This window comes from uncultured Altererythrobacter sp. (assembly GCF_913057185.1).
Lineage (GTDB): Bacteria > Pseudomonadota > Alphaproteobacteria > Sphingomonadales > Sphingomonadaceae > Erythrobacter > Erythrobacter rubellus.
In genome coordinates this window covers 343,623-367,177 of sequence record NZ_CAJXNK010000001.1, presented here as the reverse complement: position 1 = coordinate 367,177, position 23,555 = coordinate 343,623, and the positions used below count along the sequence as shown (strand labels likewise).

Sequence of the window (23,555 nt, the reverse complement as noted above, 5' to 3'; positions counted from 1 at the left end):
AGGTTCAAAAAGGAAGCGCGCGGTCGGCTGCGATGAGTGCGACGGCGCAAGTCGTGACCAGCGTAACGCGGATCACTTCGAGCCGTGCCTCTGCGACTTTATCCGACAGACGGACCGCGCGCGTAAGAGAAATGACCTTGGACATAGGCGGAATTATCCGCCTCAATTCCTAACGACCCGTTAATGCGCGTTTAAAGGCTAGGCATTTGCTGGCTGGCGCAGTGAAACCCGCCCCCGCCTGCAAGGACTGCGTCACCCGGTAACCCCACTGTTTCGCGATCCGGGAACAGCGCGGCAATGGCCGCCACTCCTTCTTCGTCATGCGGAGAGCCAAAGGTCGGCACAACCACCAGATGCGTGGTGATCGCGAAGTTCACGTAGCTGGCCGGTTCGATCTGGCCGTCTCGCTCGATCAGGCTGGGCGATGGGATTTGATGCAGTGTCAGTCCTGCATCAAGAATCCGTGCCTTGGCATCGGCATAGATTGACTCGTTGGGGTCATCGCCGTCGGTCGCGCGTGGAAGCACCACCTCGCCCGGCGCTACAAAGCGTGCAAGATTATCAACATGACCATCGGTGTGATCATTGATCAGACCGTCGCCGAGCCACACAATTCGCGTGAAACCCAGATCGCGCGCAAGTCTTGCCTCAATATCTCCGCGTGAGAGATGCGGATTGCGGTTGGGGTTGAGCAGGCATTGTTCGGTGGTCAGCACAATGCCGGTGCCGTCACCATCAATTGCGCCGCCCTCCAGAATCCAGTCGCCGTCGATGACAGGAAGCCCGGCGTCAAAAGCGAGTTCGGCGCCGATCTGCTGATCGCCGTCCATCAGATATTTGCCGCCCCATCCGTTGAAGCCGCAGCGCAGCGCAGACCCGTCACCGCGCACCAGCGGGCCGGTGTCACGCAGCCAGATATCGCCATAGGCACGACGCTCGAGCGTTACTTTACCTGAAACCAGCGTGCGTGCGCGCGCTTCATTCGCTTCATCCCGAACAAGCAGGCGAACTTCTTGCCCGCTTTCAGCAACGGCATTTGCGAAGGCTGCAATCTGAGCCTGTGCTGGATCGAGAAAGCCGGGCCACTCCTCAGCGAGATGCGGAAAACCGATCCACAGCCAATCCTGCGGTGCCCATTCAGGCGGCATCAGGATGTTGGCCATAGACCGGTTCTCTTATCCAGCATGCGTCGGAAGTCAGCAGCCAGTATCGCTGCTCGCGCAATCTTCGTCACGCGTAGCTTTGAACTCGTCACCTTCATTCCAGTTTGGCCAGCTTGTGCTTATCGCCATCATCCGGCCAAGGCGGTAAAACAGCTGCAGGTCAGCCATCACGCCTGACCAGTCCCACTCCTCGTTGAACTCGTCTTTGGGGCCGTGATAGCGATTGTCGCGATAATCCTGTTGCAACGCTGCGCCCGCTTCGCGTCCTCCCTCAACCAGGTCTTCGCCGCCATCGACATAGAGCATCGGCACACCGCGCTTGGCGAAGGCAAAGTGATCGCTGCGATAATAGTATCCCGCTTCCGGATTGGGGTTGGGCGTTGAAACGCGGCCATCAGCGACCAGCGCTGCTTCAAGGAACTGGTCGAGCTGCGATTTGCCCGGGCCAACAACGGTTACGTCCTTGGACGGGCCAGCAATCAGGAAAGCGTCCATATTGATGCCGCCAACCGTCTGCGCGAGCGGGAAGACAGGGTTTTCGGCATAGTAATGCGCACCCAGCAGACCCGATTCCTCAGCGGTCACGGCCAGGAAGACCAGGCTGCGATCGGGCGCACCGGCCTTGCCATGTGCTTCTGCCAAAGCCACCAAAGCAGCTGTGCCTGTGGCGTTGTCGACCGCTCCATTGCAGATATCATCGCCATCGGGCGCCGGTGTACAGCGACCCAGATGGTCCCAATGCGCGGTGTGGATGACATATTCGTCTGGGCGGGTTGCACCTGGAAGCACGCCAATCACATTCTTCGATGCAAAGGTGCGAATGTCATTGGCGAAGCTGGTCGATGCCAAGAAGCCCAGTTCGACAGGTGTGAAATCCTCCGACTTCGCGGCTTCCGAAAGTGCGTCCAGATCCTGTCCGGCAGCGCTCAGGATTTCACGGGCGACTTCCTTCTGCACCCAGCCATTCATGGTTGTGAGCGGCGGCGCGTTCTCGCCCCGCTGGGCATAGGCCTGCGGGCCGGACCAGCTGCTCTCGACAACGTTCCAGCCATAGCTGGCAGGTTCCGTGTCATGAATGATCAAAGCACCTGCTGCGCCTTGCCTTGCGGCCTCTTCATATTTGTAAGTCCAGCGCCCGTAATAGGTCATGGCGCGGCCATTGAAGGTTCCTTCAAGGCCGGGCGTTTGCCAGTCTGGATCATTGACAAGGATAACCACGGTTTTGCCGGTTACATCGACACCATCATAGTCATTCCAGCCACGTTCCGGCGCGTTGATGCCATAGCCGACAAACACCAGCTCGCTGTTGGCAAGCTGGGTCTGCGCGTCTTCGCGGTAAGTTACACCCACCCATTCGCTGCCGAAATCGAACACCATGTCTGTTTCGCCATTAGTGATCGTAAGCGGCGCGAAATTCTTGCCGGTGATTTCAACCAGCGGCACATCCTGAACCCAAGAACCATTGTTGCCAGGCTCAAGCCCAGCTGCTTCAAAACGCTCGGTCAAAAGCGCAACAGTCAGTTCTTCGCCTTCAGTTCCCGGCATACGGCCGTCGAATTTGTCACTCGACAGCTCACGCGTGATGTCGACCATGGTCGCCTGGGAAATGTCGCCATCCGCAACTTCCAGGATATCGAGTTCGGGTTCGCTTTTGGTCATCATGTCGCATGCGGTGAGCGACAATGCACAAAGCATGGCGAGGCCAGCTGTAATGCGGGGCTTCATCATTGGGGATGTATCCTCTCTACTCTAATCTACTCTAAATCTATGGTGCACCCTTTGCATAAGCGAGCAGCGCGGGGCAAGCGCTTGCGGTGCTTGCACTGTCTCACGCGCGCGGGCAGGGAGAGCGGATGAATGGCGATTGGCAGCAGGCATTGGCTCGGGCAAAGGCGGAGGCGCCGTTTCTGGCGCGCGCATTGGACCGGCAGCCTGATCTTACTGCATTGCTGGAATCTGGCGATCATGAAGCTGCTTTGGAATGGGCGCGCAAAGCTGGCCAAGGTGCGTCATCAACGGGCGTTGCTTTGCGGCGCGAACGGCTGGCCTATTCAACCGCGCTGGCGATCGGAGACCTTGCCGGAGTTTTCAATGTCGACTTTGTGATGGTCGAACTGTCCGATCTGGCTGATCGGGCGCTAGATCTAGCTATCAATGACGCTATCCTTCGCCGGGTAGAGGGGGCTGACTTGCGCGGCATGATTGCGCTGGCGCTTGGGAAACATGGCGCACATGAGCTCAACTACAGCTCGGACATTGATCCAATCCTGCTTTATGATCCCGAGACGCTTCCCAGACGCGAGCGAGATGAACCGGGCGAGGCGGCACAGCGATATGCGCGCGAGATTGTGCGGACCTTGTCAGAGAATACGGCTGAAGGATATGTTTTCCGGGTCGATTTGCGATTGCGCCCGGCGAGCGAAGTCAGCCCGTTGGCCATTTCGACCAATGCCGCGCTATCTCACTATGAAAGCTCGGCACTTGCTTGGGAGAGAGCGGCCTTTATTCGGGCGCGTGCCTGCTCCGGCGATGTTGCAGCGGGCGAAGCCTTCCTGGATGCAATCAAGCCGTTTGTATGGCGTTCAAGCCTTGATTTTGGCGCAATCGACGAGATCCGCCGGCTGACTGAACGCATCCGATCAAACTACAAGGGCCCGAACGAAGTCGGCCCCGGGTTCAACTTGAAACACGGGCGCGGCGGAATTCGCGAGGTCGAGTTTTTCGCGCAAACGCATCAGTTGATCCATGGAGGGCGCGATCCATCTTTGCGGCTGCGCGGAACGCGCGCTGCGCTTGATGCACTTGCGGCAGCGGGCAGGATCGACACGGATCAAGCGACCGCACTGGGTGAAGCTTATGATCGGCTGCGCGTGGTCGAACACCGGCTGCAAATGGTCAATGACCAGCAGACACATGCGCTACCTGCTGGCGATGCATTGGAATCCGTTGCCCGGCTGGATGGGTTGCGTGATGCTGCGCAGCTGATCGAGAACTTGCGTGAGGTTACTGATCGCGTCGCTGTTGAGTATGATCGATTGCTTGACGTGGGCAGCGATGCCGAGCCGGTAACGCCCGCAACTACGAGCCTGTCTGACCGTTTGCATGCGCTTGGCATGGCCGAACCTGATCGGCTGGCTGAGCGCATCACGAACTGGCGCGATGGCCGCTATCAGGCGCTCAAATCCAGCGCAGCACTGAGTGCCTTCGATGCGATGTTGCCTGACCTGCTTGAAGCGCTTGCCAATGCAGATGATCCGGAACGCGCAATCCTGCGCTGGGAAAGCGTACTCTCCAACGCATCTTCTGCAGTCAATCTGTTTCGCTTGCTTGAAGCGCGCCCCGGGCTGTTCGAGCAATTGATGGCCGTGTTGACGCTGGCGCCGACATTGGCAGAGGATTTGGGGCGCCGCCCGGGGCTGCTGGATACGCTGATCGACGCAAGCGCGCTGGATCTTCCCGGAGATGTCGATGCGATTGCCGCACGGATGGAAGCGGGCGATGCCGCGCGCGATTACGAACGTCAGCTCGATCGAATCCGCATTGTTACCGGCGAACTTCGCTTTGCTTTGGGCTTGCAGCTTGTACAAGGCGTGCATGACCCGCTGGACATAGCGGCGGCGCTTTCGCGTACAGCAGAAGCGGGATTGCAGGTCGCGCACCGGGCGGCCTGTAAAGAGTTTGCACGCAAACATGGCACCATAGAGGGCAGCGAGTTGATGGTTCTGGGCTTGGGCCGCTTGGGCGGTGGCGCGCTGACCCATGCCTCCGATCTCGACATAATCTATCTGTTCACCGGCGATACCAGCGCAGAGTCTGATGGCGAGCGCCCGCTTGGCGGAACGCAATACTATAACCGGCTGGCACAGCGGGTTAGCGCTGCACTTTCTGTGCCCACCGCGCAGGGCGCGCTATATGAAATCGACACACGCTTGCGGCCACAAGGGGCGCAGGGCCCCTTGGCGGTGACGCTGGATGCCTTCGCTAAATACCAGTATGAGGCTGCATGGACGTGGGAGCACATGGCGCTCACGAGAGCCCGGGTACTCGTCGGATCGGACAGCGCTCGAACCCGGCTCGACACAATCATCGCAGATGTGCTCACTCAAACGCGTGACCCCGCTAACCTTCGTGAGGCCATACTGGAGATGCGCAGCGAGATGGCGAAGCATAAGCCCGCGAAAGGCTTGCTGGACGTCAAGCTGATGCGTGGCGGGCTAGTCGATCTGGAGTTTGCAGTGCACTTCCTTCAACTGCGCGAAGGGATCGCGCTGCAACCTGATCTGAGCAAAGCTGTCGATGAGCTTGTCGCGGCAGGCCATCTGCCCAGCGAGACGCGCGAAGCACACGATCTGATGACACGGGCTTTGGTTGCGGGGCGATTGTTTGCTCCCTACCTCAGTGAAGAACCACCAAAATCTGCAGCATCAGCGCTCGCCAAAGCTTGCCAATGCGAAACCTATAGCGCGCTCTTGCGCAGACTTGGCGAGGCGCGGCAAATTGTGGCTGCGATCTGGCGACAGACATTTGAATTGAAATTGGAGATTGAAACATGAGCACTTCCCCTGGCGTCGGCGATGCAATGCCTGATATCGCGATGGAAACACCCGAAGGTGGCAGCGTGAAGGCGAGTGATTTTGTTGGGCAGAAGCTGGTTGTGTTCTTCTACCCGAAAGACAACACACCGGGTTGCACGACCGAAGCGAAGGATTTCACTGCGCTCAAAAGTGACTTTGACAAGGCTGGCGTAGCATTATTGGGTGTGAGCAAGGACTCGGCCAAGAAGCATCAAAACTTCATCGCCAAGCACGGTCTGAAGACCCCGCTGGCGACTGATGCGGAGGAGCGCGGCCTGTCTGACGCGCTCGGCATCTGGACTGAAAAGCAGATGTACGGAAAGACCTATATGGGCATGGTCCGCACGACCTATCTGATCGGCACAGATGGCAAGATCGCGCAGGTCTGGAACAAGGTGAAAGTCAAAGGCCACGCGGAAGAAGTCCTTGCCGCTGCAAAGGCGTTATGACTGTAATTCGATGACTACGCTTGCATCAGCTATCCGAGCGGCGCTGCTGACGGCGGATCCGCGTGCCAAGGTGATGGTGACGCGCGATGTGGCGCGAAATTGGCGGCAGGGCCGACTTGAGTTTGTATTCGACGCACAAATGCCAGACGAGCCAGCACGCCCGGCACACCCCGAATTGCTGCCCCCGCAACAGATGCCGAGACGCAGCAAGGGCGGATCGGAGCGCGGGCGTATTGCAATGTGGCACAGCCTTGCTCACATCGAATTTGTCGCGATCGATCTGGCGCTCGATATAGTAGGGCGCTTTGGCGAAATCATGGGGGCAGAGTTTGTCGATGACTTCCTGTCAGTTGCAGCAGACGAAGCGATGCATTTCGCATTGCTTGCCAGGAAACTGGAAAATCTGGGTAGTCACTATGGCGCGCTGCCTGCGCATGGTGGCTTGTGGCAAGCAGCGTTTGAAACACGCCATGATGTGCGAGCCCGGCTGGCGATAGTACCGATGGTGCTTGAAGCGCGCGGGTTGGACGTCACACCCGCCACGTTGCAGCGCGTCCGTTCTGCCGGGGATGAAAATGGCGCCCGGATTCTCGAACGAATCCTTGACGACGAAATCCGGCATGTCGGTTTTGGCACCAAGCATTTTGTCGCCCTTGCGGAAAAAGCGGGCGAATCACCGCAGCAAAGCTGGCAAGGGCTTGTATCGAAGTACTTTCGCGGGAGCGTTAAACCGCCGTTTAACGACTCGGCGCGTCTTGCAGCCGGTTTATCGCGGGACTTCTACAACGCTATTGCTTCGTAAACCGTTTTGGCCGTTAACCCAGAATTGTACAAAGGCTTCAATAAAGAGACGCCAGCTTCGAAGGGGCGCGATTGGTTGGCCCCCCTTTGGGTCGCACAGAAACGAAGCGGGTCCGAACCAGGGTTCGTGTTGAGGAACAAGTTTTGATCGGACCGCAAATCCTGAAGGCTATCAATGGCGCAATCGCCATGGCCGTGGCTGGCTTGATGAGTACAGCGACTCCTGCGTTAGCTAATTCCAATGCGGCTTCGGTTGATATCCGTGACACTGTTCGTGATGCACAAGACGAATCGATGCTGCAGGGCGACGCCCGCTATCAGCAATTGTTTGCAAGCTGGGAAGCACTGGAAGAGCGCGGCCAGGATGCGACCACAGTCAGCGCCAGCATATCGGTTCCGTCGATCATGCCTCTGCAGGATGCCAGGCTGACAAGCGGTTTCGGAATGCGCACACACCCCGTTCTTGGTGGTCGCCGTAGCCATAAGGGAATCGATCTGGCCGCCCCCACCGGCACGCCGATCTATGCGACTGCTGACGGTATCGTGGATCGCGCGGAGAGGTTTTCGAGCTACGGCCTGTTCATTGAGATTGAACACGGCGCGGAATTGGAAACGCGCTATGCACACATGTCGCGTCTCGCGGTTTCCGCGGGCCAGCGTGTCAAGAAGGGCGACTTGATCGGCTATGTCGGATCAACGGGTCGCTCAACCGGTCCCCATCTTCATTACGAAGTTCGCGTATCGGGTGTTTCAGTCAATCCAATTCCGTATATGGTAGAAGCTCCAGTTATTCAGCAGCTGGCGGAGTTGGAAGAGGCTTCGGAAGTTGAAGGCGGCCAAGGAGGCGAGTAGCCGGTCGCGACAAAGGTTTTCCGCCTGGAAGCGGATTTCGGACAGAGGAGAGGATGTCCGATCAATGGCGGCGGGTTTTCCCGCCGCCTTTTTTCTTGTCCAAATGGTTCGGCTAGGTAATCTCCTTGTTAAGGAGAAAGAACCACATGCACCCGATTCAGCACGCACAGGCGCGCCCCGATCATCCGGCTGTCATTATGGCCGGCAGCGGCAAGACGATGAGCTTTGGCGAGATGGATGAGCAAGCCAATCGGTTTGCGCATTTGCTGTGCGCAAACGGATTTGCTCCGGATGATGCCTTTGCCGTGCTGCTGGAGAACCGGATAGAGTTCTACACGCTGATTTGGGGATCGCAGCGCGCAGGCACAATGCTGGTCCCGATCTCCACCCGTCTGACAGCGCCGGAAATAGCGTACATTCTGAAGGACAGCGAAGCCAAGCTGCTGATCACTTCTGAGGCGTTCAATGGTGTCCTGCCCGGCATTCGCGCCGCACATCCTGATTTGCCCGTATTGATCATGGACGGCAGCGGTGAAGAGGACTTCGCAACCGCATTGGCAAGCCAGCCAAGCGAACCGTTCCCCGATCAACAGGCCGGACTTGTCATGCTCTATTCGTCGGGAACCACAGGCAGGCCGAAGGGTATTCGCCCGGCGCCCCCGGCTGATCCGGATCCACAAGCGGTGAATCCCTTTATCGGGCTCGCTGTAATGGGCGCCGGAATGCCGGCAGATGGAACTATGGTCTATCTCTCGCCCGCTCCGCTTTATCATGCTGCGCCGATCGGCTGGAGCTCGACCGTCCATCGGCTTGGCGGAACGGTCGTGATGATGGAGAAATTCGATCCGGAGACCGCACTTGCGGCGATCGAGAAATACAAGGTTACAGACAGCCAATGGGTGCCCACCCATTTCGTTCGCATGCTTAAATTGCCGAAAGACATTCGTACCAAGTATGATTTGTCTTCGCACAAACGCGCGCTGCACGCCGCTGCACCTTGCCCGGTCGAGATCAAGCGGGAGATGATCGATTGGTGGGGCCCAATTGTGAACGAGTACTATGCCGGCTCGGAAAGCATCGGCATGACCATGGTGCACTCAGCCGACTGGCTCAAGTATCCTGGTACTGTAGGCAAGGCGATCCACGGAACTGTGCATGTTTGCGGCCCTGACAATGAAGAGCTTGGCCCGGGCGAAGATGGCCTCATCTTCTACGAAAACGACATTCTGCCGACTTATCACAATGATCCCGAGAAAACGAAGGAAGCGATGCATCCCAAGGGGTGGATGACCTTGGGCGATATCGGGCACGTCAATGAAGAGGGCTTTCTGTTTCTGACCGACCGCAAAAGCCACATGATCATATCGGGCGGGGTCAACATCTACCCGCAGGAAATCGAGAACCTGCTTGTCACGCATGACAAGATCATGGATGCCGCAGTGATCGGAGCGCCTGACCCTGATCTCGGCGAGAGGGTCGTCGCCGTGGTACAGCCGATCGATATGAGCGATGCGGGCGAAGCGCTTGAGCAAGAGCTGCGCGATTTCCTCGAGCCACAACTGGCACGTATCAAGATGCCCAAGTTGTTCGACTTTCGCCCGGATCTGCCGCGCGAGGCCAATGGCAAGCTCTACAAGCGCGAACTGCGTGATGAGTATCTGGCCAAGGCAGCCGTTTCTTGAGCGCGCTGCCTAGCGATGTCGCCCGAATGGTCATCAACCCGCATGCCTATGCTGAATGGGACGGGCTTCTCGATACGTTTGATCGCCTGCGTAAAGAGGCACCGGTTTCGCGGGTAGAGCCGGAAGACGGCGAGCTGTTCGATCCCTTTTGGCTGATCACGCGATATGAAGACGTGATGAGGATCTCGAAAGATAATGCGACATTCCTCAACAATCCGCGCCCTGTCGTTTTCAGTTTTCGTGAAGCGATTGAATTCAGTCGCGCTGCGACCGGTTCGAACATGCTGGTCGATTCACTGGTGGTGTTCGACGCCCCGACCCATCCGAAATATCGCCGGCTGACGCAAGACTGGTTCATGCCGCGCAATCTGGCGAGGATGGAAGGTGAAATCCGCGCGATTGCGAACCGCACTGTGGACGGTTTGATCGCAGCAGGCCCTCAAGCTGATTTTGTGAAGCTGGTTTCCGGCCCTTACCCGCTGCATGTCGTAATGCAGATTCTTGGCGTGCCTGAAGAAGACGAGCCGCGGATGCAGATGCTGACGCAGCAGCTGTTCGGTGGGCAGGATGCGGACCTCTCGGGCACGGGCATGGAGAACATGACGGCAGAGCAAGTCGTCCAGCTGGTTGCAGGTGCGGTGAAAACGTTTGAAGAATACTTCGCCGGGATTGCAGCTGAACGCCGCGCCAATCCTACTGAGGATGTTGCGAGTGTCATTGCGAATGCCACGGTCGATGGAGAGCCGCTACCCGAGCGTGACATGGCGGGATACTACATCATCGTCGCGACCGCTGGCCATGATACCACCTCGGCTTCGACCGCAGGCGCGATGCAAGCGTTGGCGCAAGACCCGGAGCAATGGGCGCGGGTCAAGGCGGACCGTTCATTGCTGCCGGGCATTGTCGAAGAGGCGATCCGATGGACCACGCCGGTACAGCATTTCATGCGTACTGCGGCGGAAGATGTCGAGATAGGCGGCCAGCAGATCAAGGCAGGTGACTGGCTGATGATCAATTATGTTGCCGCCAACCATGATCCGGCGCAGTTTGAGAACCCGCGTAAATTTGACGCCTCTCGTTCGCCCAATCGCCATGCTGCCTTTGGTGCTGGCGCGCACCAATGCCTTGGCCTTCACTTGGCGCGAATGGAGATGAAAATACTCTTCGAGACAATACTTGACCGGGTGGAAAGTATTGAACTGGCTGGCGAGCCCAAACGGGCGACTTCTACATTTGTTGGCGGGCTGAAGACATTGCCGCTGCGCTTTAGAGCTGGCTAGCGAGCAATCGCTCCGCCATTGCGCGCACGTCTGCGCCCATGTCCTCGCGTTCCAGCGCTAGCGCCAATGTCGCTTCGACAAAGCCGAGCTTATTGCCGCAATCATAGCGTTTTCCGTCAAAGGTGACCGCATGGAACGGCTGCTGGCCGATCATCTTGGCCATTGCATCAGTCAGCTGGATCTCTCCGCCTGCGCCCTTTTCTTGGGCTTCAAGCACGCGCATGACTTCTGGCTGCAAGATATAGCGGCCGGAAATGATCTTGTTCGATGGAGCCTCAGCCACGGGTGGTTTCTCAACCAGCCCTTTGACTTCAGTCAGCGCACCATTTTCCGCACCGGGATCGATCACACCATAGCTGGAGACCTCTTCATGCGGCACTTCCAGCACGCTGATGATATTCCCGCCTGTGCGATGATAGGCGTCTACCATTTGCTTCATGCAACCGGTTCCACCCTTGTTGCCAATCATCAGCTCGTCGGGGAGAAAAATTGCAAAAGGTTCATCGCCTACTATCGCACGCGCGCACCAGATCGCGTGGCCCAAGCCAAGCGGGACTTGCTGACGCACGGTGATGATATCGCCCGGTGTTGCGCGGGTCGGCTCAAGCACGCTCATATTCTTGCCGCGCTCGTTCATGGTCTTTTCCAGCTCGAACGCCATGTCGAAATGTTCGACAATCGCGGTCTTTCCGCGCCCCGTCACAAAGATCATCTGCTCGATCCCCGCCTCGCGCGCTTCGTCCACCGCATATTGGATTAGCGGACAGTCCACGATCGGCAGCAACTCCTTCGGAATCGCTTTGGTGGCAGGCAGAAAACGCGTACCCAGGCCCGCGACGGGAAAGACGGCCTTCTTGATCGGCTTATGTGTTGTCATGGGCCAGCGAATAGGCCGCAATCCTGTCTCTCGCAAGCAGACACTCACGCTGTATCATCTTGTTCATTTGCGTGAACGCAAGGATTGGCTAAGGGCATTCTATGGACAAACTGGTTATCAAAGGCGGCAACCGCCTAGAGGGAACAATTCCCATCTCAGGCGCGAAGAATGCGGTGCTCACGCTGATTCCCTGTGCACTTCTGACTGAAGAGCCTCTTACGCTGCGCAATTTGCCGCGGCTGGCGGACATTGACGGGTTCCAGCACCTGATGAATCAGTTCGGGATCACCACAGTGGTCCAAGGCACGCGGCCCGAAGATTTCGGCCGGGTGATGAGCCTAGAAGCCCCACGTATTACCTCCACCGTTGCGCCCTATGATTTGGTGCGCAAGATGCGCGCATCGATCCTCGTGCTAGGCCCGATGCTTGCCCGGATGGGCGAAGCGACAGTGTCCATGCCGGGTGGCTGTGCAATCGGTAACCGCCCGATCGATCTGCACTTGAAGGCACTGGAAGCTTTCGGCGCCGAGATCGAACTTGCACAGGGTTACGTCAAAGCGATGGCGCCCGATGGCGGATTGCCCGGCGGTGAGTTTGATTTTCCGGTGGTTTCGGTCGGCGCTACGGAAAACGCACTGATGGCGGCGGTGCTGGCGAATGGTACGAGCCGTTTGTTCAATGCTGCGCGCGAGCCGGAAATCGTTGATTTATGCAATCTTCTGGTGGCGATGGGGGCTGAGATCGAAGGGATCGGTTCGTCCGACCTGACAATCCACGGTGTAAAGCGGCTGCATGGCGCCACCTACCGCGTGATGCCCGACCGAATCGAGGCTGGTTCTTACGCATGCGCGGCTGCAATAACGGGCGGTGACGTTCGACTTGAAGGCGCAAAACCCGATGAAATGGCGGCCACAATTCATGCACTGCGTAATATCGGCGTTGAGGTTGAGGAAGAAGCGAAGGCAATCCGCGTCAAGGCCAATGGCCCGCTCAAGGCGACCAATCTCACGACCGCTCCATACCCCGGCCTCGCGACTGACATGCAGGCGCAACTCATGGCGCTGCTATGCAAGGCAGAAGGCACGAGTGTGCTGAAAGAGACCATATTCGAGAACCGTTACATGCACGTACCGGAACTTGCGCGCATGGGCGCAGATATTGAGACAGAGGGCCGCACGGCAATCGTCAAAGGTGTGGAGACATTGACGGGCGCAGAGGTGATGGCCACCGACTTGCGCGCCTCGTTCAGCCTGGTGCTGGCAGGGCTAGTTGCTGAAGGTGAAACAACCGTCCGGCGGCTCTATCATCTGGACCGAGGATATGAACGTCTGGAAGAGAAGCTTAAGTTGGTGGGTGCGGATATCGAGCGGGTCGGCGACGACTAGACCCGGCTAACCAACCAGACCCGGATGGCGCTGGCGAGCCCCGGCGGGGTTTTCGACTTGATACGTTCTTCGTCGATCCGCGCGACGAGTGCATTGATCGCGACGCCTTCCCGCGCAGCGGCCGTGCGCAGCATATCCCAGAATATCGGCTCCAGGCTGATGGAGGTCTTGTGCCCTTCAATCTGCACCGATCGCTTAACCGGAGGATGATAGGGCGGAGTCGCGCTCATGCGCTTGCGCGCGCGAGCTGCTTTGCTTCGCGGAAGCTCACCAATCGTCGCTGGCCCTCGTCCCACAAGGCCAGCCGCATCATCGAGAACGTATCCCGCATGGTGAAACGATTGAGATCGTGCAGCTCGGGGAATGTCCGAAGCACTTCTGGCAGTCGATAAAACGGCACCCGACTGGCCAAATGGTGCACGTGGTGAATTCCGATATTTCCGGTGAACCAGCGCAAGACCGCTGGAAGCTCAAGGTGTGAGCTACCCATCAGTGCCGCGTCGTGGAATGACCACTCAGCATCCTTGTCCCAATGTCCGTGCTCGAACTGGTGCTGTACATAGAACAGCCAGACCCCGGTCGAGGCAGCGATCAGTAGAATGGGCAGAAAAATCACCGCGACTGTCGCGAAAGAGAAGGCATAGACCAGTGAGCCGAGGATAATGGCGGTAACCAGATTGGTCCCCATTGCCGCGATCCAATAAATCCAGCCCGCTTTCATCAGCCCGATTGGCAAGCGGTGCCGCAACAGAAACAGATAGGCAGGGCCAAGGCCGAGCAGGACCGCGGGGCTACGATAGAAGCGATAGAACCAGCGTTTCAAACGCGGGCTGTCCGCATATTCCTGAACCGTCAGAGTGTCGACGTCGCCATAACCCCGCGCATCGAGATTGCCTGTCGAAGCGTGATGGATCGCGTGCGAGCGGGCCCAGCAATCATATGGGGTCAGGGTCAGCACGCCCATCGCGCGCCCCACCCAGTCATTGCCTTTGCGCCCCGGCAGAAAGGCGCCATGGCCGCAGTCATGTTGAATGATGAACAGGCGCAGCAGTAGCAGACCGGTCACCGGGGCCAACGCCAGCGCCCAGTAATAGCCCGCTTCAACTGCGAACAGCATCACCGCAAACAAGGTCACGAATGGCAAAAGCGTGGAGGCCAATTCCCAGCTGCTCCGGCTGATCCGGGGCGTCTTGAAAGCGGATAGTTCACGCATCAATTGACGGGCTTCAAGACCGGCGGAGCTCGGCTCTTCACGGCGGGTCTGGTTCGGGCTGGTATCAATGAGAGTTGTCACGAGACAAACGCCTAGCCAGCTTCCCATGGATTGTCACGCGCGCTCGTCGGTTGCGAAGCAATGTTCGCAGAGAGTGCACAGAGCTTGCTTGGTGCTCTGCCAGGCGGCAGTATGACACAGAGAGGGGATCACTGGATGCATAGATGGTTGCTGGGGGCGCTTTCAGGTTTGTCGATATTGTTTGTGGGCGGATGTGTGAACGCGACCGCCACGAAAGGCGCATCTGCATGGAATAGCGCAACGCTCGGCGACGGGGGTGTATCAGAATTCTATGCATTCGAAGGCGAGCTTCCCGAAACGCCGGGCACCATTCTACGCAGCGAGCCGCTGGATGAACGACAGGCTTTGAGAGGCGCTGCAGATAATGTCCGGTTGCTATATACTTCTACGGAGGGATTAGGCGGCTCGGCCATAACCGCTGTGTCCGGTGTATTGTATTTGCCCAGGGGTGATGCACCCGAAGGTGGGTGGCCGTTGATGGCCTGGACCCATGGGACAGTCGGTATCGCAGATATCTGCGCGCCATCATGGGATGGGCGGCAGCAGCAGGATATGGACTATCTCAACTTCTGGCTTGGTCAGGGGGTTGCGGTTGTAGCTTCGGATTATCAGGGGCTCGGAACACCCGGCACGCACCCCTATCTCGCAACGCGTCCCGCAGCATATAGCAATCTCGACATTATTCGAGCAGTTCAGGGTGCGGGCTATCCCGTTTCATCAGGCGTCGTGGTGATCGGGCAATCGCAAGGCGCGGGCGCGGCGGTCGCAACGGCAAGCTACGCACCGGACTACGCGCCTGATGTCGATATCAGAGGAGTGGTCGCAACCGGTGTGCCATACTTCTCGCCTGCCGCACTTGTTGCCTTGAATGAAAGCAGGCCACCTGATCAACCAGATCCGATGCTAGCCTATAATTTTCTCGCAATGACATTGGCAGAGCAGATCGAGCCCGGATTCTTGATGCGAGAGTATGTATCTGATGAGGCTTGGCCGATCGTCAGCATGGTCACCAATGCTTGTCACAAAGAGATGCGAGCACGCACTGAGACAGCAGGGCTAAGTTACAATCGGGCGTTCAAGCAAACACCATCGGATGTGCTGGGCCGGGTCTTTGCGCAGATGGGCTTTCCTGATATGAGCATCGCTGCGCCAATCTTTCTGGGAACGGGCGCGCGTGATCGCGATACGCCTCAGCACATGCAGGCGGCTTTCATGCGCGACGCGTGTGCGGCGGGAACGGTGGTCGAGGCGCACCTCTACACCGAACTCGATCACAAGCAGGTTGTGCCGGGATCGACCGGAGAATCACTCACGTTCGTGCAAGCTGTCTTTGCAGGTGATGCGATCAAAGGGAATTGTGACGCATCGCCATTGGGCTAGCCATCCGGCAGGCTGTCCACGCGGACGGCCTGCCGCTTCAATACATATGCTGGCCGCCGTTGATGCTCATGGTGGAGCCCGTTAAGAAGCCGGCATTCTCGCTGCACAGGAATGCCACGCCACGCGCGATTTCATTTGCCTGTCCCAGGCGGCCCACTGGAATCTTGGCGACGATCTTCTCCAGTACGGGCTCGGGCACAGCTGCGACCATGTCGGTGTCGATATAACCCGGTGCAATCGCGTTGACAGTCACACCGAATTTCGCCCCTTCCTGAGCCAGAGCTTTGGTGAAGCCGTGAATGCCTGACTTCGCAGCAGCATAGTTGACTTGGCCATATTGGCCTGCCTGACCATTGATCGAGCCGATATTGACGATCCGGCCCCAGCCCCGCTCGCGCATTCCCGGGAAGCAGGCTTTCGCCATGTTGAAGCAGCCACCCAGATTGATACGCATGACCTCGTGCCAATCATCATAGCTCATCTTGTGAAGTGTGCCGTCGCGGGTGATGCCGGCATTGTTCACGACCACATCGATCGGTCCTACCTCGGCGGCCACCCGGGCGCAGCCGTCCAGGCACGCCTCATGGTCGCCCACGTCCCATTTGTACGATTGGATCCCGGTGTCGGCCTTGAGCTGTTCGGCGGCGGCATCGTTGCCCGCGTAATTGGCGATGACGGTGAAGCCCGCGTCTTGCAGCTTCTCACAGATAGCGCGGCCAATGCCTCTTGTTCCGCCAGTAACGATTGCAACGCGTGCCATTCTCGGATCTCCAAATACAATTCAAGTATCCGAGGTAGCGATGCCGTAGCGTCATGGGAATCAAAAACCCCGCCGAAGCAGGGTCTCTCATACGAATTCATACAGATTGTCAGGGTTAGAAGCGGAATTGCGTTCCGACATAAACCGATTGGCTGTCCTGCTTGGAATCTGTGATTGGCGTCAGGCGATCTCGTTCTTGCGACAAACGTACACCGGCTGTCACATCCAGATTGCGCGTAATGCTGTAAGCGCCGCCTACATCAACCGTTTGCGCGCTCAGTGCATCAAGCGTGTTCGGCGAACGCCCTGCAGCCTGCTCGCCTTCCAGCGCGATCCGTGTCGAGAAGCGGCTTGGCTTGTCTTGCGCGGTCGGGCCAGCAGGCTCAAAGGTCGAAAGGTCCGGCATGGTGATATTGCGCACAGAGCCTGACAGTGACACCGCTGGTTGCTGACGTTTGAAACTCTGGTAGCCCCGCGCAGTGCCCAGATCGTATCTGGTCACAACCTGCGAATTCAGCGCGTTGGTCGCACCAGGCGCAACATCCAGCGCCTGACGGACAGAAATCGCGCGAGCCGTTTCCTGATCTACGCGAACCGCCACTGTGATGGTGCGGTCACGCTTGATCGTACTGCCAGCAGGCGTGAAGCGCATGCCATTGCGACGGGCCTGTTCAGCTACGCGCTTGGCCAACGCGGGATCTGCAGACGCCGGTGTAAACATTGCGAAAGAGGGAAGCTCGCTGGTCATCGTGTCATCGCCGAAGGCAACAACCGCTAAGCCAGCCGAAGGTACGCCAAACGCCAAACCGGCAGCGGCCAGCAGCAAGGGCAGCTTGCGCGCCGCAGATGCTGTTTGCTTTCGTGCCATCTCTAGACGTTCTACCCACATGTTTCAGGCGGACTGCTGCTCAATTCTGGCCTTAACTTAAAGCCAAACCCGGCTGAACCCAACCTGACCACGACTCGATTCGTTCCCGAGTCGTTTCTCATTTCGCAAGTCAATAAAGCGCTTTCCGTCGCTGAAGCAATGCTCGCAATGATTAGTCTGCCCTAGCGTCACCAACCTGTTGCAGAGTCTCCACAGACGGCGAATCGCAAGGTTCGATTCGCGCAGGCTGCCTTGTGTTCATGGCGGGTAAAGCGCGAACCGTCACAGAAATGCGGGCATCTTGGTGCGCGTTCAGGCATTGCTGCCTTGTCCCGCGCGCCGTGGAAGTTATAGAGCAAAGGCAGATACCGGTCCGGCGACACATCAAAGGGCCCTTTCGCGTGAGGAATTTTGCGACAATGAGTTTGATCCAGTCAGCCACCCGCCGTCCCGTTCGCATGGCACTTGCTTGCGCAGCACTAGCTTCGCTTGCGGCATGTGGTAGCCGTGAACGTCCACAGGCTGACCTTGCGGCATCACAGGTAAACACGATCGGTGTGAACTCGTACCTATGGCGCTCGGCTTTGGAGACAGTCAGCTTTGCGCCTCTGCTTCAGGCAGATGCAATGGGCGGCGTGATCATCACAGACTGGTATGCAAATCCGCAGAATCCGGCTGAGCGGGTCAAGGTAACGGTGACCATCCTCGATCAGGACCTTCGTGCGGACGCGTTGCGTGTTGCTGCAAGCCGCCAGGTCACGCAAAGCGGAAACTGGGTCGATGCGCCGGTTCAGGCCGCAACTGTCCAGAAGCTTGAAGACATCATCCTTACGCGGGCGCGTGAATTGCGCCGACAGACATTGTCTTCCTGATCTTTTTCCCCTTAACGGTTTTGTCATGACCGATACGCGTTTTGATCCGTCCCAGGCCGACGGCCGCTGGCAGCGTGCCTGGGAAGAGGCGGGCACTTTCCACGCTGATTCCAATAGCGCGAAGCCGAAGAGCTATGTGCTGGAGATGTTCCCCTACCCCTCGGGGCGCATCCACATGGGGCACGTCCGCAACTACACGATGGGCGACGTGCTGGCACGTTATAAGAAAATGCGCGGGCACGAAGTGCTCCACCCGATGGGATGGGACGCGTTCGGTATGCCGGCAGAAAATGCCGCGATGGAGAAAGGCGTTCATCCGGGCGGTTGGACCCGCGAGAATATCGAAAACATGAAAGGCCAGTTGAAGCGCATCGGTTTTGCGCTCGACTGGTCACGCGAATTCGCGACCTGCGATCCGGAATATTACGGCCACGAACAGGCGCTGTTCATCGACATGTACGAAGCGGGCATGGTCTATCGCCGCCAGAGCGAAGTGAACTGGGATCCGGTTGACATGACTGTGCTCGCGAATGAGCAGGTAATCGACGGCAAAGGTTGGCGCTCGGGTGCGGAAGTCGAAAAGCGCAAGCTTGACCAATGGTTTCTCAAGATCACCGATTTCGCCGAGGATCTACTTGACGGATTGGGCACGCTCGACAATTGGCCCGACAAGGTCAAGCTGATGCAGGAAAACTGGATCGGCAAATCATCGGGTCTGGAGTTCAGCTTCGATCTTTCAAACGGTGAAAAGCTGCCGGTTTATTCGACGCGGCCCGACACGATCTTTGGCGCGAGCTTTGTTGCAGTCGCTGCCGATCATCCGATTGCGCAACGAGTGGCAGCGGACAATCCCGATGCGGCGAGTTTCATCGAAGAATGCAAGAAGGGCGGCACGACTGCTGCCGAACTGGAAACCATGGAGAAGCGCGGCTTTGTAACCAGCATCACCGCGCGCCATCCCTTCACCGGCGAAGCCCTGCCAGTCTTCATCGCCAACTTCGTGTTGATGGATTACGGCACCGGCGCGGTCATGGGCGTGCCGGGGCATGATCAGCGCGACTTTGAATTTGCGACCAAATACGAATTGCCGATCACCCGAGTGATTGCCGCGTCATCAGACAATGCTGGCGATCCTTTGGCCGAAGCTGACACCAGCGATGGTGTTTGCGTGAACTCCGATTTCCTGGACGGGATGAGCGTTGAAGAGGCCAAGGCCGCGGTAAACGCGCGCGCCGAAAGCGAAGGCTGGGGCAAAGGCACAACTGTGTGGCGCCTGCGCGATTGGGGCGTCAGCCGCCAGCGCTATTGGGGCACGCCAATCCCGTTCATTCATTGCGAGACGTGCGGCGTGGTGCCTGTGCCGAAGGATCAGCTGCCGGTTGAATTGCCCGAGGATGTCGATTTCTCGACACCGGGCAATCCATTGCTGCGCCATCCCACATGGAAGCACACAAACTGCCCCAAATGCGGCGGCAAGGCGGAGCGCGAGACCGACACGCTCGACACTTTCACCAACTCCAGCTGGTACTTCCTGCGTTTTGCCAGTCAGCCAGCGGACAAGCCGTTTGACGCGGAAGAAGTCGCCAAATGGCTGCCGGTTGAGCAATATATTGGCGGGATCGAGCACGCGATCCTGCACCTGCTCTATGCACGGTTCTGGACCCGGGCCTTGCAGCGCTTGGGTAAGCTGAATTTCGCCGAGCCTTTCGCCAGCCTGTTTACGCAGGGAATGGTTACGCATGAGACATACTCGCGCCAAGTCGGAGGGCGTGCGGTCTATTATACACCGGCCGAGGTTACTCGGACGGGTGAAGCGGCGTTGCTGAAGGATGATGGGGAACCGGTTGATATCGGCCGCGTCATAAAGATGTCGAAGTCGAAGAAGAACACGGTCGACCCGGACAATATCATCGATACTTACGGCGCAGATGCGGCGCGCTGGTTCATGCTGTCAGACAGCCCGCCAGAGCGTGACCTGCCATGGTCCGAAGCCGGGATCGAGGGCTGTGGCCGTTTCGTGCAGCGTCTGTGGAGGTTGTTCGGCCAATATGACGCGGCGGCAAGCGGTGACGACAAGTCTCTGGCGCGCAAGGCGCACCAATCCATTGCAGCGGTCGCGGACGATATCGAGGCATTGAGCTTCAACAAGGCGGTGGCGCGCATTTACGAACTGACCGGTGCGGCGGAGAAAGCTGCGCCAAGCGCAGATCGAAATTTTGCTATCCGCACCATATTGCTGCTCGTCTCGCCGATGATGCCGCATCTGGCAGAAGAAGCTTGGGCGAAGCTTGGTGGCGAGGGTCTTATCGCTGAGGCGGACTGGCCCCAAGTCGATCCGGCCATGTTGGTTGAGGACGAGGTTACAATTGCTGTCCAGCATATGGGCAAATTGCGCGATACGCTGACGGCGCCCAAAGGCGCGCCGAAAGAGGATTTGGAAGCGCTCGCGCTAGCCAGTGAGAAGGTGCAGCGTTCGATAGACGGGGCAGAAATCCGCAAGGTGATTGTAGTCCCGGACCGCTTGGTCAATATTGTCACCTGATGACACGCGCTGCCTTCGCCTCTTTCGCCTTGTTCCTGCTGTCCGCTTGCGGGCTGCAGCCGCTCTATTCGGGCGGTTCCGGCGATGCCGTGGCGCAAGGACTGGCCGCGGTGGATGTTGCTCCGATTCAAGGGCGCGACGGGTGGCTGGTGCGCAATGCGCTGAATGACCGGCTACAGCTTAGCGGAACTGAGATTGCACCGCGCTATCGTCTTGATGTGCAGTTAGACGATTCGCTCGAAGCTTTGGGCGTGTTGAACGATGATACGATCAGCCGCGAACGGCGCATATTGCGTGCCCGCTATCAGCTGATCGATCTGACCAGCGGCACAATCTTGCTCGATGCGACATCGGGATCGGACGCGGGTGTCGATGTCGTTTCCTCCGAATATGCAACCATCGCAGCTGAACAAACCGCGCTGGAGAATCTGGCCCGTGAAGTTGCCGAGCGAATGGTGAGGCAGGTTGCGCTGACCTTGCGTGAGGTCGAGCGAGCCGAATGAAGGCAACGCAGCGCGATTTTGCTTCCACCGCACGCCGCGCCGTTGATCAATGCGGTATCTTTTTCTTCTGCGGACCTGATGAGGCGGGCGCCTCTGCTGCTGCGCAATCGGTCACTGAATTGCTTGCCGATGCGGGAGAGCGGATCGAAATAAGCGGCGGAGATCTGAAGAAAGACCCGGCGTTGTTGGGAGATGAAGCCCGCTCAGGCTCGCTCTTCGGTGGCAAGCGGCACATCTATGTTCGCGCCAACGGTGACGAAGCGCATGAAGCGCTCAAAACACTGATCGAAACAAGCGATGCGGGCGCCGGAGAGGCCGCACCGGTTCTGGTGGTTGCAACGGCTGCGACTGACAAATCGCGCACAGCCAAGTTGCTGGAAAAGCGTAAAGATGCACTTGTCGCAATGTTCTGGCCGCCCGACCTTGGCTCTGTGGCCGGATCTGTGCGGCAGATGGCTGATGCGGCTGGCCTGAGGCTGAGCGGCGATCTGGCTGAGCGCATTGCACGCGCAGCTGGCCTAGATGTGCGGCTCGCCCAATCAGAGATCATCAAGCTTGCGACCTATTGCGATGCGTCTCCACAATCACCGTTTGCACTAACGGCAGAGGACTTGGAAGCGGTTGGCGCTGCGACTGAAGAGGACAGCTTCATGCCGCTGGTCAATACTGTGCTCAAAGGCGAGACGGGCAAGCTTGATGGAGAGCTAAAGCGGATGCGCGAGCACGGCATGAACCCGGTTGGCGTCTTGCTGGCGGTAGAGCGGCGCTCGGCTCAGCTTGCGCAGATCACTTCGCAACTTGGTCCGCGCGGATCGCTTGATGGGCTCGATCGCGGTGCAAAGGCCAGGCTTGGCATCTTCTGGAAGGAAGAGCGCGAGATTCAGGAACAATTGAGAAGCTGGCACCGGCGAAAGCTTGACCGGCTCGGCCCCAAGCTGATGCAATTGCACAAGGATTTGCTTGGCAACAGTCAGTCCGCCGAACTGCTTCTGGCGCAAGGCCTGACAGAAATCGCTCGGTTTGCTGCCCGGCGCTAACCTTTAGTTTTCGTCACTTCCCGCGACGGTAAATGTCCCGGTTACCCGCCCGCTTGAGCTTTCCCCATTTGTTGCCGCTTGTCCGTCAACGCTTGCCCGGCCTGAATTGAGATCGATCGTCAGGCGCCCGCCACGCAGATTGTCGCCCCCGCGGCTAAGCGTCACATTGCCTGCCATTGTGATGATACGGCGCTGCAGATCATAGACCGCGATATCGCCGCTCGCGCGCTCATCGCCACGTTGCACATTCACACCGCCGGTTGCGGTGATACGGGAAATCGACAGGCTGTCCTCATCTTCATAGTTTAGCAGCATGCGTTGTGAGCGGACCGTTAACCCGGTTTGTCTTGCAACGACACCGCCCACAATAACCACGCGATTCACGCGGTCGTCCACGTCGATATCGCCCGCATCAATCTGCACCGGTGCGTTCGAGTCGTGGCCAGAGAATGCTTGCGCATTGAGCTGGATCCCGCTGAACAGGGCCAGCGTGGCGACAAAGCCGATTGCAGCTGAACGTGCAGATGTAGTGACCAGATTCTTCGCCATTACGGTACCCTCAATTCACCCGGACGCATGGTCAAACGGGCATTCCCGCGCAAGGAAATCTTGCGCTCGTCAATGTCAACTTCGATACGGTCGGCCTCAAAGGTGCCGGCAGGGACTGCGCCTTCAACCCGGCCATCGCCCACCATCACACGCGATTGTAAATCAACCGACACCCCGCGCGCGGTCATCGTGTATCCATCAGCAGCTGAAAGCCGCAGCGGCCCGTCGACCGTCATCACTTCCGCATCAATGTCATAGGCGCCGCCTTCTGCGCTGATCCGTGCAGGGCCGTCGCGCAGCAGGATCTGCGCCATCATATCTTCCATCCGGACGATGCCCTCGCGGCTTGAACGTTGAACGGCTTCGCCCGCCGTCAAAGAGAATGGCCGCCCACCATCATCCTGCCCGCGATACATAGCGTTGGAAACCGACAGCCGCTCATCGATCATCGCCACCTTGTCGCGATCGAGCAGGAAGCTGACTTCGGTACCCGGTGATAGCGGTGTGATGATCATTAGCGCGGCGACAATGCCCACTCCCATGGGCAGAGCCTTGCCAAGAAATGTCACCAAGCGATCATGCGAACCGCCGGGCGCAGCAAAATGCTGTCGCTGGTTGCGCAGCTGCTTGGCTTCATTGGTTTCTAGACGGCGGTGAGTGACCATGTTGGCGGGATATACTTCTTAC

The 23,555-nt window shown here is 58.2% G+C and carries 22 protein-coding genes; 12 read left to right on the top strand and 10 right to left on the bottom strand.

Annotated elements, in window-relative coordinates; translation table 11 throughout:
* Positions 1–4: 4 nt before the first annotated feature.
* From QZ487_RS01775 to QZ487_RS01765, 3 genes are read right to left on the bottom strand one after another with little or no spacing between them, the layout of a single operon-like run.
* Entirely contained in the window at positions 5–145 is a 141-nt protein-coding gene (locus tag QZ487_RS01775; RefSeq protein ID WP_157092814.1) for a hypothetical protein, read from the bottom strand.
* Between the two features lie 46 nt (positions 146–191).
* Positions 192–1,163 carry an agmatine deiminase family protein gene (locus tag QZ487_RS01770; RefSeq protein WP_296023053.1) on the bottom strand — a complete coding sequence of 324 codons (972 nt, stop codon included), beginning with the start codon at positions 1,161–1,163 and terminating at the stop codon, positions 192–194.
* A gap of 33 nt (positions 1,164–1,196) precedes the next feature.
* Positions 1,197–2,888 carry a M28 family metallopeptidase gene (locus QZ487_RS01765; protein WP_296024097.1) on the bottom strand — a complete coding sequence of 564 codons (1,692 nt, stop codon included), beginning with the start codon at positions 2,886–2,888 and terminating at the stop codon, positions 1,197–1,199.
* Between the two features lie 128 nt (positions 2,889–3,016).
* On the opposite strand from QZ487_RS01765, the gene QZ487_RS01760 reads away from it, so the two are divergent.
* The 6 genes from QZ487_RS01760 to QZ487_RS01735 all read left to right on the top strand — a co-directional run bounded on the left by QZ487_RS01760 (position 3,017) and on the right by QZ487_RS01735 (position 10,801).
* On the top strand, positions 3,017–5,716 hold the full coding sequence (locus QZ487_RS01760) for a bifunctional [glutamine synthetase] adenylyltransferase/[glutamine synthetase]-adenylyl-L-tyrosine phosphorylase (RefSeq protein WP_296024096.1): 2,700 nt from the start codon (positions 3,017–3,019) through the stop codon (positions 5,714–5,716).
* Positions 5,713–6,186: a peroxiredoxin gene (locus QZ487_RS01755; protein ID WP_285976063.1), complete on the top strand. Its 474-nt coding sequence runs from the start codon at positions 5,713–5,715 to the stop codon at positions 6,184–6,186. Before QZ487_RS01760 ends, QZ487_RS01755 begins: the two co-directional genes overlap by 4 nt.
* A 10-nt stretch (positions 6,187–6,196) precedes the next feature.
* Positions 6,197–6,988 carry a ferritin-like domain-containing protein gene (locus QZ487_RS01750; protein ID WP_296023052.1) on the top strand — a complete coding sequence of 264 codons (792 nt, stop codon included), beginning with the start codon at positions 6,197–6,199 and terminating at the stop codon, positions 6,986–6,988.
* A 188-nt stretch (positions 6,989–7,176) separates the two neighbouring features.
* A complete protein-coding gene (locus QZ487_RS01745) occupies positions 7,177–7,839 on the top strand; it encodes a M23 family metallopeptidase (RefSeq protein WP_296024095.1) in 663 nt (220 codons plus the stop codon).
* 146 nt (positions 7,840–7,985) lie between these two features.
* Entirely contained in the window at positions 7,986–9,521 is a 1,536-nt protein-coding gene (locus QZ487_RS01740) for an acyl-CoA synthetase (RefSeq protein ID WP_285976061.1), read from the top strand.
* A 26-nt stretch (positions 9,522–9,547) separates the two neighbouring features.
* Complete coding sequence (locus QZ487_RS01735; protein ID WP_296024094.1) at positions 9,548–10,801, top strand: cytochrome P450; 1,254 nt, start codon at positions 9,548–9,550, stop codon at positions 10,799–10,801.
* Here the strand turns inward: QZ487_RS01735 and galU are convergent.
* On the bottom strand, positions 10,788–11,678 hold the full coding sequence (gene galU / locus QZ487_RS01730; RefSeq protein WP_296023050.1) for a UTP--glucose-1-phosphate uridylyltransferase GalU: 891 nt from the start codon (positions 11,676–11,678) through the stop codon (positions 10,788–10,790). The two genes, QZ487_RS01735 and galU, sit on opposite strands and share 14 nt — an antisense overlap.
* Positions 11,679–11,779: 101 nt before the next feature.
* Between galU and murA the strand changes: the two genes are divergently transcribed.
* A complete protein-coding gene (murA, locus tag QZ487_RS01725; protein WP_285976059.1) occupies positions 11,780–13,063 on the top strand; it encodes a UDP-N-acetylglucosamine 1-carboxyvinyltransferase in 1,284 nt (427 codons plus the stop codon).
* Here murA and QZ487_RS01720 read toward each other — a convergent pair.
* Both QZ487_RS01720 and QZ487_RS01715 read right to left on the bottom strand, forming a co-directional pair.
* The gene (locus tag QZ487_RS01720; protein ID WP_296023049.1) at positions 13,060–13,293 is read right to left on the bottom strand and encodes a ribbon-helix-helix domain-containing protein; all 234 of its coding nucleotides are present in this window, start codon (positions 13,291–13,293) and stop codon (positions 13,060–13,062) included. The genes murA and QZ487_RS01720 overlap by 4 nt on opposite strands.
* Entirely contained in the window at positions 13,290–14,357 is a 1,068-nt protein-coding gene (locus QZ487_RS01715) for a fatty acid desaturase (protein ID WP_296023048.1), read from the bottom strand. Before QZ487_RS01715 ends, QZ487_RS01720 begins: the two co-directional genes overlap by 4 nt.
* Positions 14,358–14,492: 135 nt before the next feature.
* On the opposite strand from QZ487_RS01715, the gene QZ487_RS01710 reads away from it, so the two are divergent.
* Positions 14,493–15,737, top strand: a complete 1,245-nt coding sequence (locus QZ487_RS01710) for a lipase family protein (RefSeq protein ID WP_296023047.1) — start codon at positions 14,493–14,495, stop codon at positions 15,735–15,737.
* Between the two features lie 37 nt (positions 15,738–15,774).
* Here QZ487_RS01710 and phbB read toward each other — a convergent pair whose 3' ends face one another.
* Positions 15,775–16,497: an acetoacetyl-CoA reductase gene (gene phbB / locus QZ487_RS01705; protein WP_285976055.1), complete on the bottom strand. Its 723-nt coding sequence runs from the start codon at positions 16,495–16,497 to the stop codon at positions 15,775–15,777.
* Positions 16,498–16,612: 115 nt separating this feature from the next.
* Positions 16,613–17,365: a hypothetical protein gene (locus tag QZ487_RS01700; RefSeq protein ID WP_296023046.1), complete on the bottom strand. Its 753-nt coding sequence runs from the start codon at positions 17,363–17,365 to the stop codon at positions 16,613–16,615.
* 419 nt (positions 17,366–17,784) lie between these two features.
* On the opposite strand from QZ487_RS01700, the gene QZ487_RS01695 reads away from it, so the two are divergent.
* The 4 genes from QZ487_RS01695 to holA are packed head-to-tail and all read left to right on the top strand — an operon-like array spanning position 17,785 to position 22,319.
* On the top strand, positions 17,785–18,237 hold the full coding sequence (locus QZ487_RS01695) for a DUF3576 domain-containing protein (RefSeq protein WP_285976053.1): 453 nt from the start codon (positions 17,785–17,787) through the stop codon (positions 18,235–18,237).
* A gap of 25 nt (positions 18,238–18,262) precedes the next feature.
* Positions 18,263–20,779, top strand: a complete 2,517-nt coding sequence (gene leuS, locus QZ487_RS01690; RefSeq protein WP_285976052.1) for a leucine--tRNA ligase — start codon at positions 18,263–18,265, stop codon at positions 20,777–20,779.
* Positions 20,779–21,282, top strand: coding sequence for an LPS assembly lipoprotein LptE (lptE, locus tag QZ487_RS01685; protein WP_285976051.1), 504 nt, complete (start codon positions 20,779–20,781; stop codon positions 21,280–21,282). Before leuS ends, lptE begins: the two co-directional genes overlap by 1 nt.
* Positions 21,279–22,319 carry a DNA polymerase III subunit delta gene (holA, locus tag QZ487_RS01680; RefSeq protein ID WP_296023044.1) on the top strand — a complete coding sequence of 347 codons (1,041 nt, stop codon included), beginning with the start codon at positions 21,279–21,281 and terminating at the stop codon, positions 22,317–22,319. Before lptE ends, holA begins: the two co-directional genes overlap by 4 nt.
* A 3-nt stretch (positions 22,320–22,322) precedes the next feature.
* On the opposite strand, the gene QZ487_RS01675 is transcribed toward holA, so the two are convergent.
* The gene (locus QZ487_RS01675) at positions 22,323–22,868 is read right to left on the bottom strand and encodes an LptA/OstA family protein (protein WP_296023043.1); all 546 of its coding nucleotides are present in this window, start codon (positions 22,866–22,868) and stop codon (positions 22,323–22,325) included.
* Positions 22,868–23,533, bottom strand: coding sequence for an LPS export ABC transporter periplasmic protein LptC (locus QZ487_RS01670; protein WP_285976048.1), 666 nt, complete (start codon positions 23,531–23,533; stop codon positions 22,868–22,870). Before QZ487_RS01670 ends, QZ487_RS01675 begins: the two co-directional genes overlap by 1 nt.
* Between the last annotated feature and the right edge of the window lie 22 nt (positions 23,534–23,555).

Bases quoted from the DNA above. Each gene is read 5' to 3' on its own strand.
- QZ487_RS01675 (WP_296023043.1), bottom strand. From the start codon at position 22,868: ATGGCGAAGAATCTGGTCACTACATCTGCACGTTCAGCTGCAATCGGC.
- QZ487_RS01770 (WP_296023053.1), bottom strand. From the start codon at position 1,163: ATGGCCAACATCCTGATGCCGCCTGAATGGGCACCGCAGGATTGGCTG.
- holA (WP_296023044.1), top strand. From the start codon at position 21,279: ATGAAGGCAACGCAGCGCGATTTTGCTTCCACCGCACGCCGCGCCGTT.
- phbB (WP_285976055.1), bottom strand. From the start codon at position 16,497: ATGGCACGCGTTGCAATCGTTACTGGCGGAACAAGAGGCATTGGCCGC.
- QZ487_RS01720 (WP_296023049.1), bottom strand. From the start codon at position 13,293: ATGAGCGCGACTCCGCCCTATCATCCTCCGGTTAAGCGATCGGTGCAG.
- lptE (WP_285976051.1), top strand. From the start codon at position 20,779: ATGACACGCGCTGCCTTCGCCTCTTTCGCCTTGTTCCTGCTGTCCGCT.
- leuS (WP_285976052.1), top strand. From the start codon at position 18,263: ATGACCGATACGCGTTTTGATCCGTCCCAGGCCGACGGCCGCTGGCAG.
- QZ487_RS01750 (WP_296023052.1), top strand. From the start codon at position 6,197: ATGACTACGCTTGCATCAGCTATCCGAGCGGCGCTGCTGACGGCGGAT.
- QZ487_RS01700 (WP_296023046.1), bottom strand. From the start codon at position 17,365: ATGGCACGAAAGCAAACAGCATCTGCGGCGCGCAAGCTGCCCTTGCTG.
- QZ487_RS01760 (WP_296024096.1), top strand. From the start codon at position 3,017: ATGAATGGCGATTGGCAGCAGGCATTGGCTCGGGCAAAGGCGGAGGCG.
- murA (WP_285976059.1), top strand. From the start codon at position 11,780: ATGGACAAACTGGTTATCAAAGGCGGCAACCGCCTAGAGGGAACAATT.
- QZ487_RS01735 (WP_296024094.1), top strand. From the start codon at position 9,548: ATGGTCATCAACCCGCATGCCTATGCTGAATGGGACGGGCTTCTCGAT.
- QZ487_RS01755 (WP_285976063.1), top strand. From the start codon at position 5,713: ATGAGCACTTCCCCTGGCGTCGGCGATGCAATGCCTGATATCGCGATG.
- QZ487_RS01710 (WP_296023047.1), top strand. From the start codon at position 14,493: ATGCATAGATGGTTGCTGGGGGCGCTTTCAGGTTTGTCGATATTGTTT.
- QZ487_RS01740 (WP_285976061.1), top strand. From the start codon at position 7,986: ATGCACCCGATTCAGCACGCACAGGCGCGCCCCGATCATCCGGCTGTC.
- QZ487_RS01670 (WP_285976048.1), bottom strand. From the start codon at position 23,533: ATGGTCACTCACCGCCGTCTAGAAACCAATGAAGCCAAGCAGCTGCGC.
- QZ487_RS01695 (WP_285976053.1), top strand. From the start codon at position 17,785: ATGAGTTTGATCCAGTCAGCCACCCGCCGTCCCGTTCGCATGGCACTT.
- QZ487_RS01765 (WP_296024097.1), bottom strand. From the start codon at position 2,888: ATGAAGCCCCGCATTACAGCTGGCCTCGCCATGCTTTGTGCATTGTCG.
- galU (WP_296023050.1), bottom strand. From the start codon at position 11,678: ATGACAACACATAAGCCGATCAAGAAGGCCGTCTTTCCCGTCGCGGGC.
- QZ487_RS01745 (WP_296024095.1), top strand. From the start codon at position 7,177: ATGGCCGTGGCTGGCTTGATGAGTACAGCGACTCCTGCGTTAGCTAAT.
- QZ487_RS01775 (WP_157092814.1), bottom strand. From the start codon at position 145: ATGTCCAAGGTCATTTCTCTTACGCGCGCGGTCCGTCTGTCGGATAAA.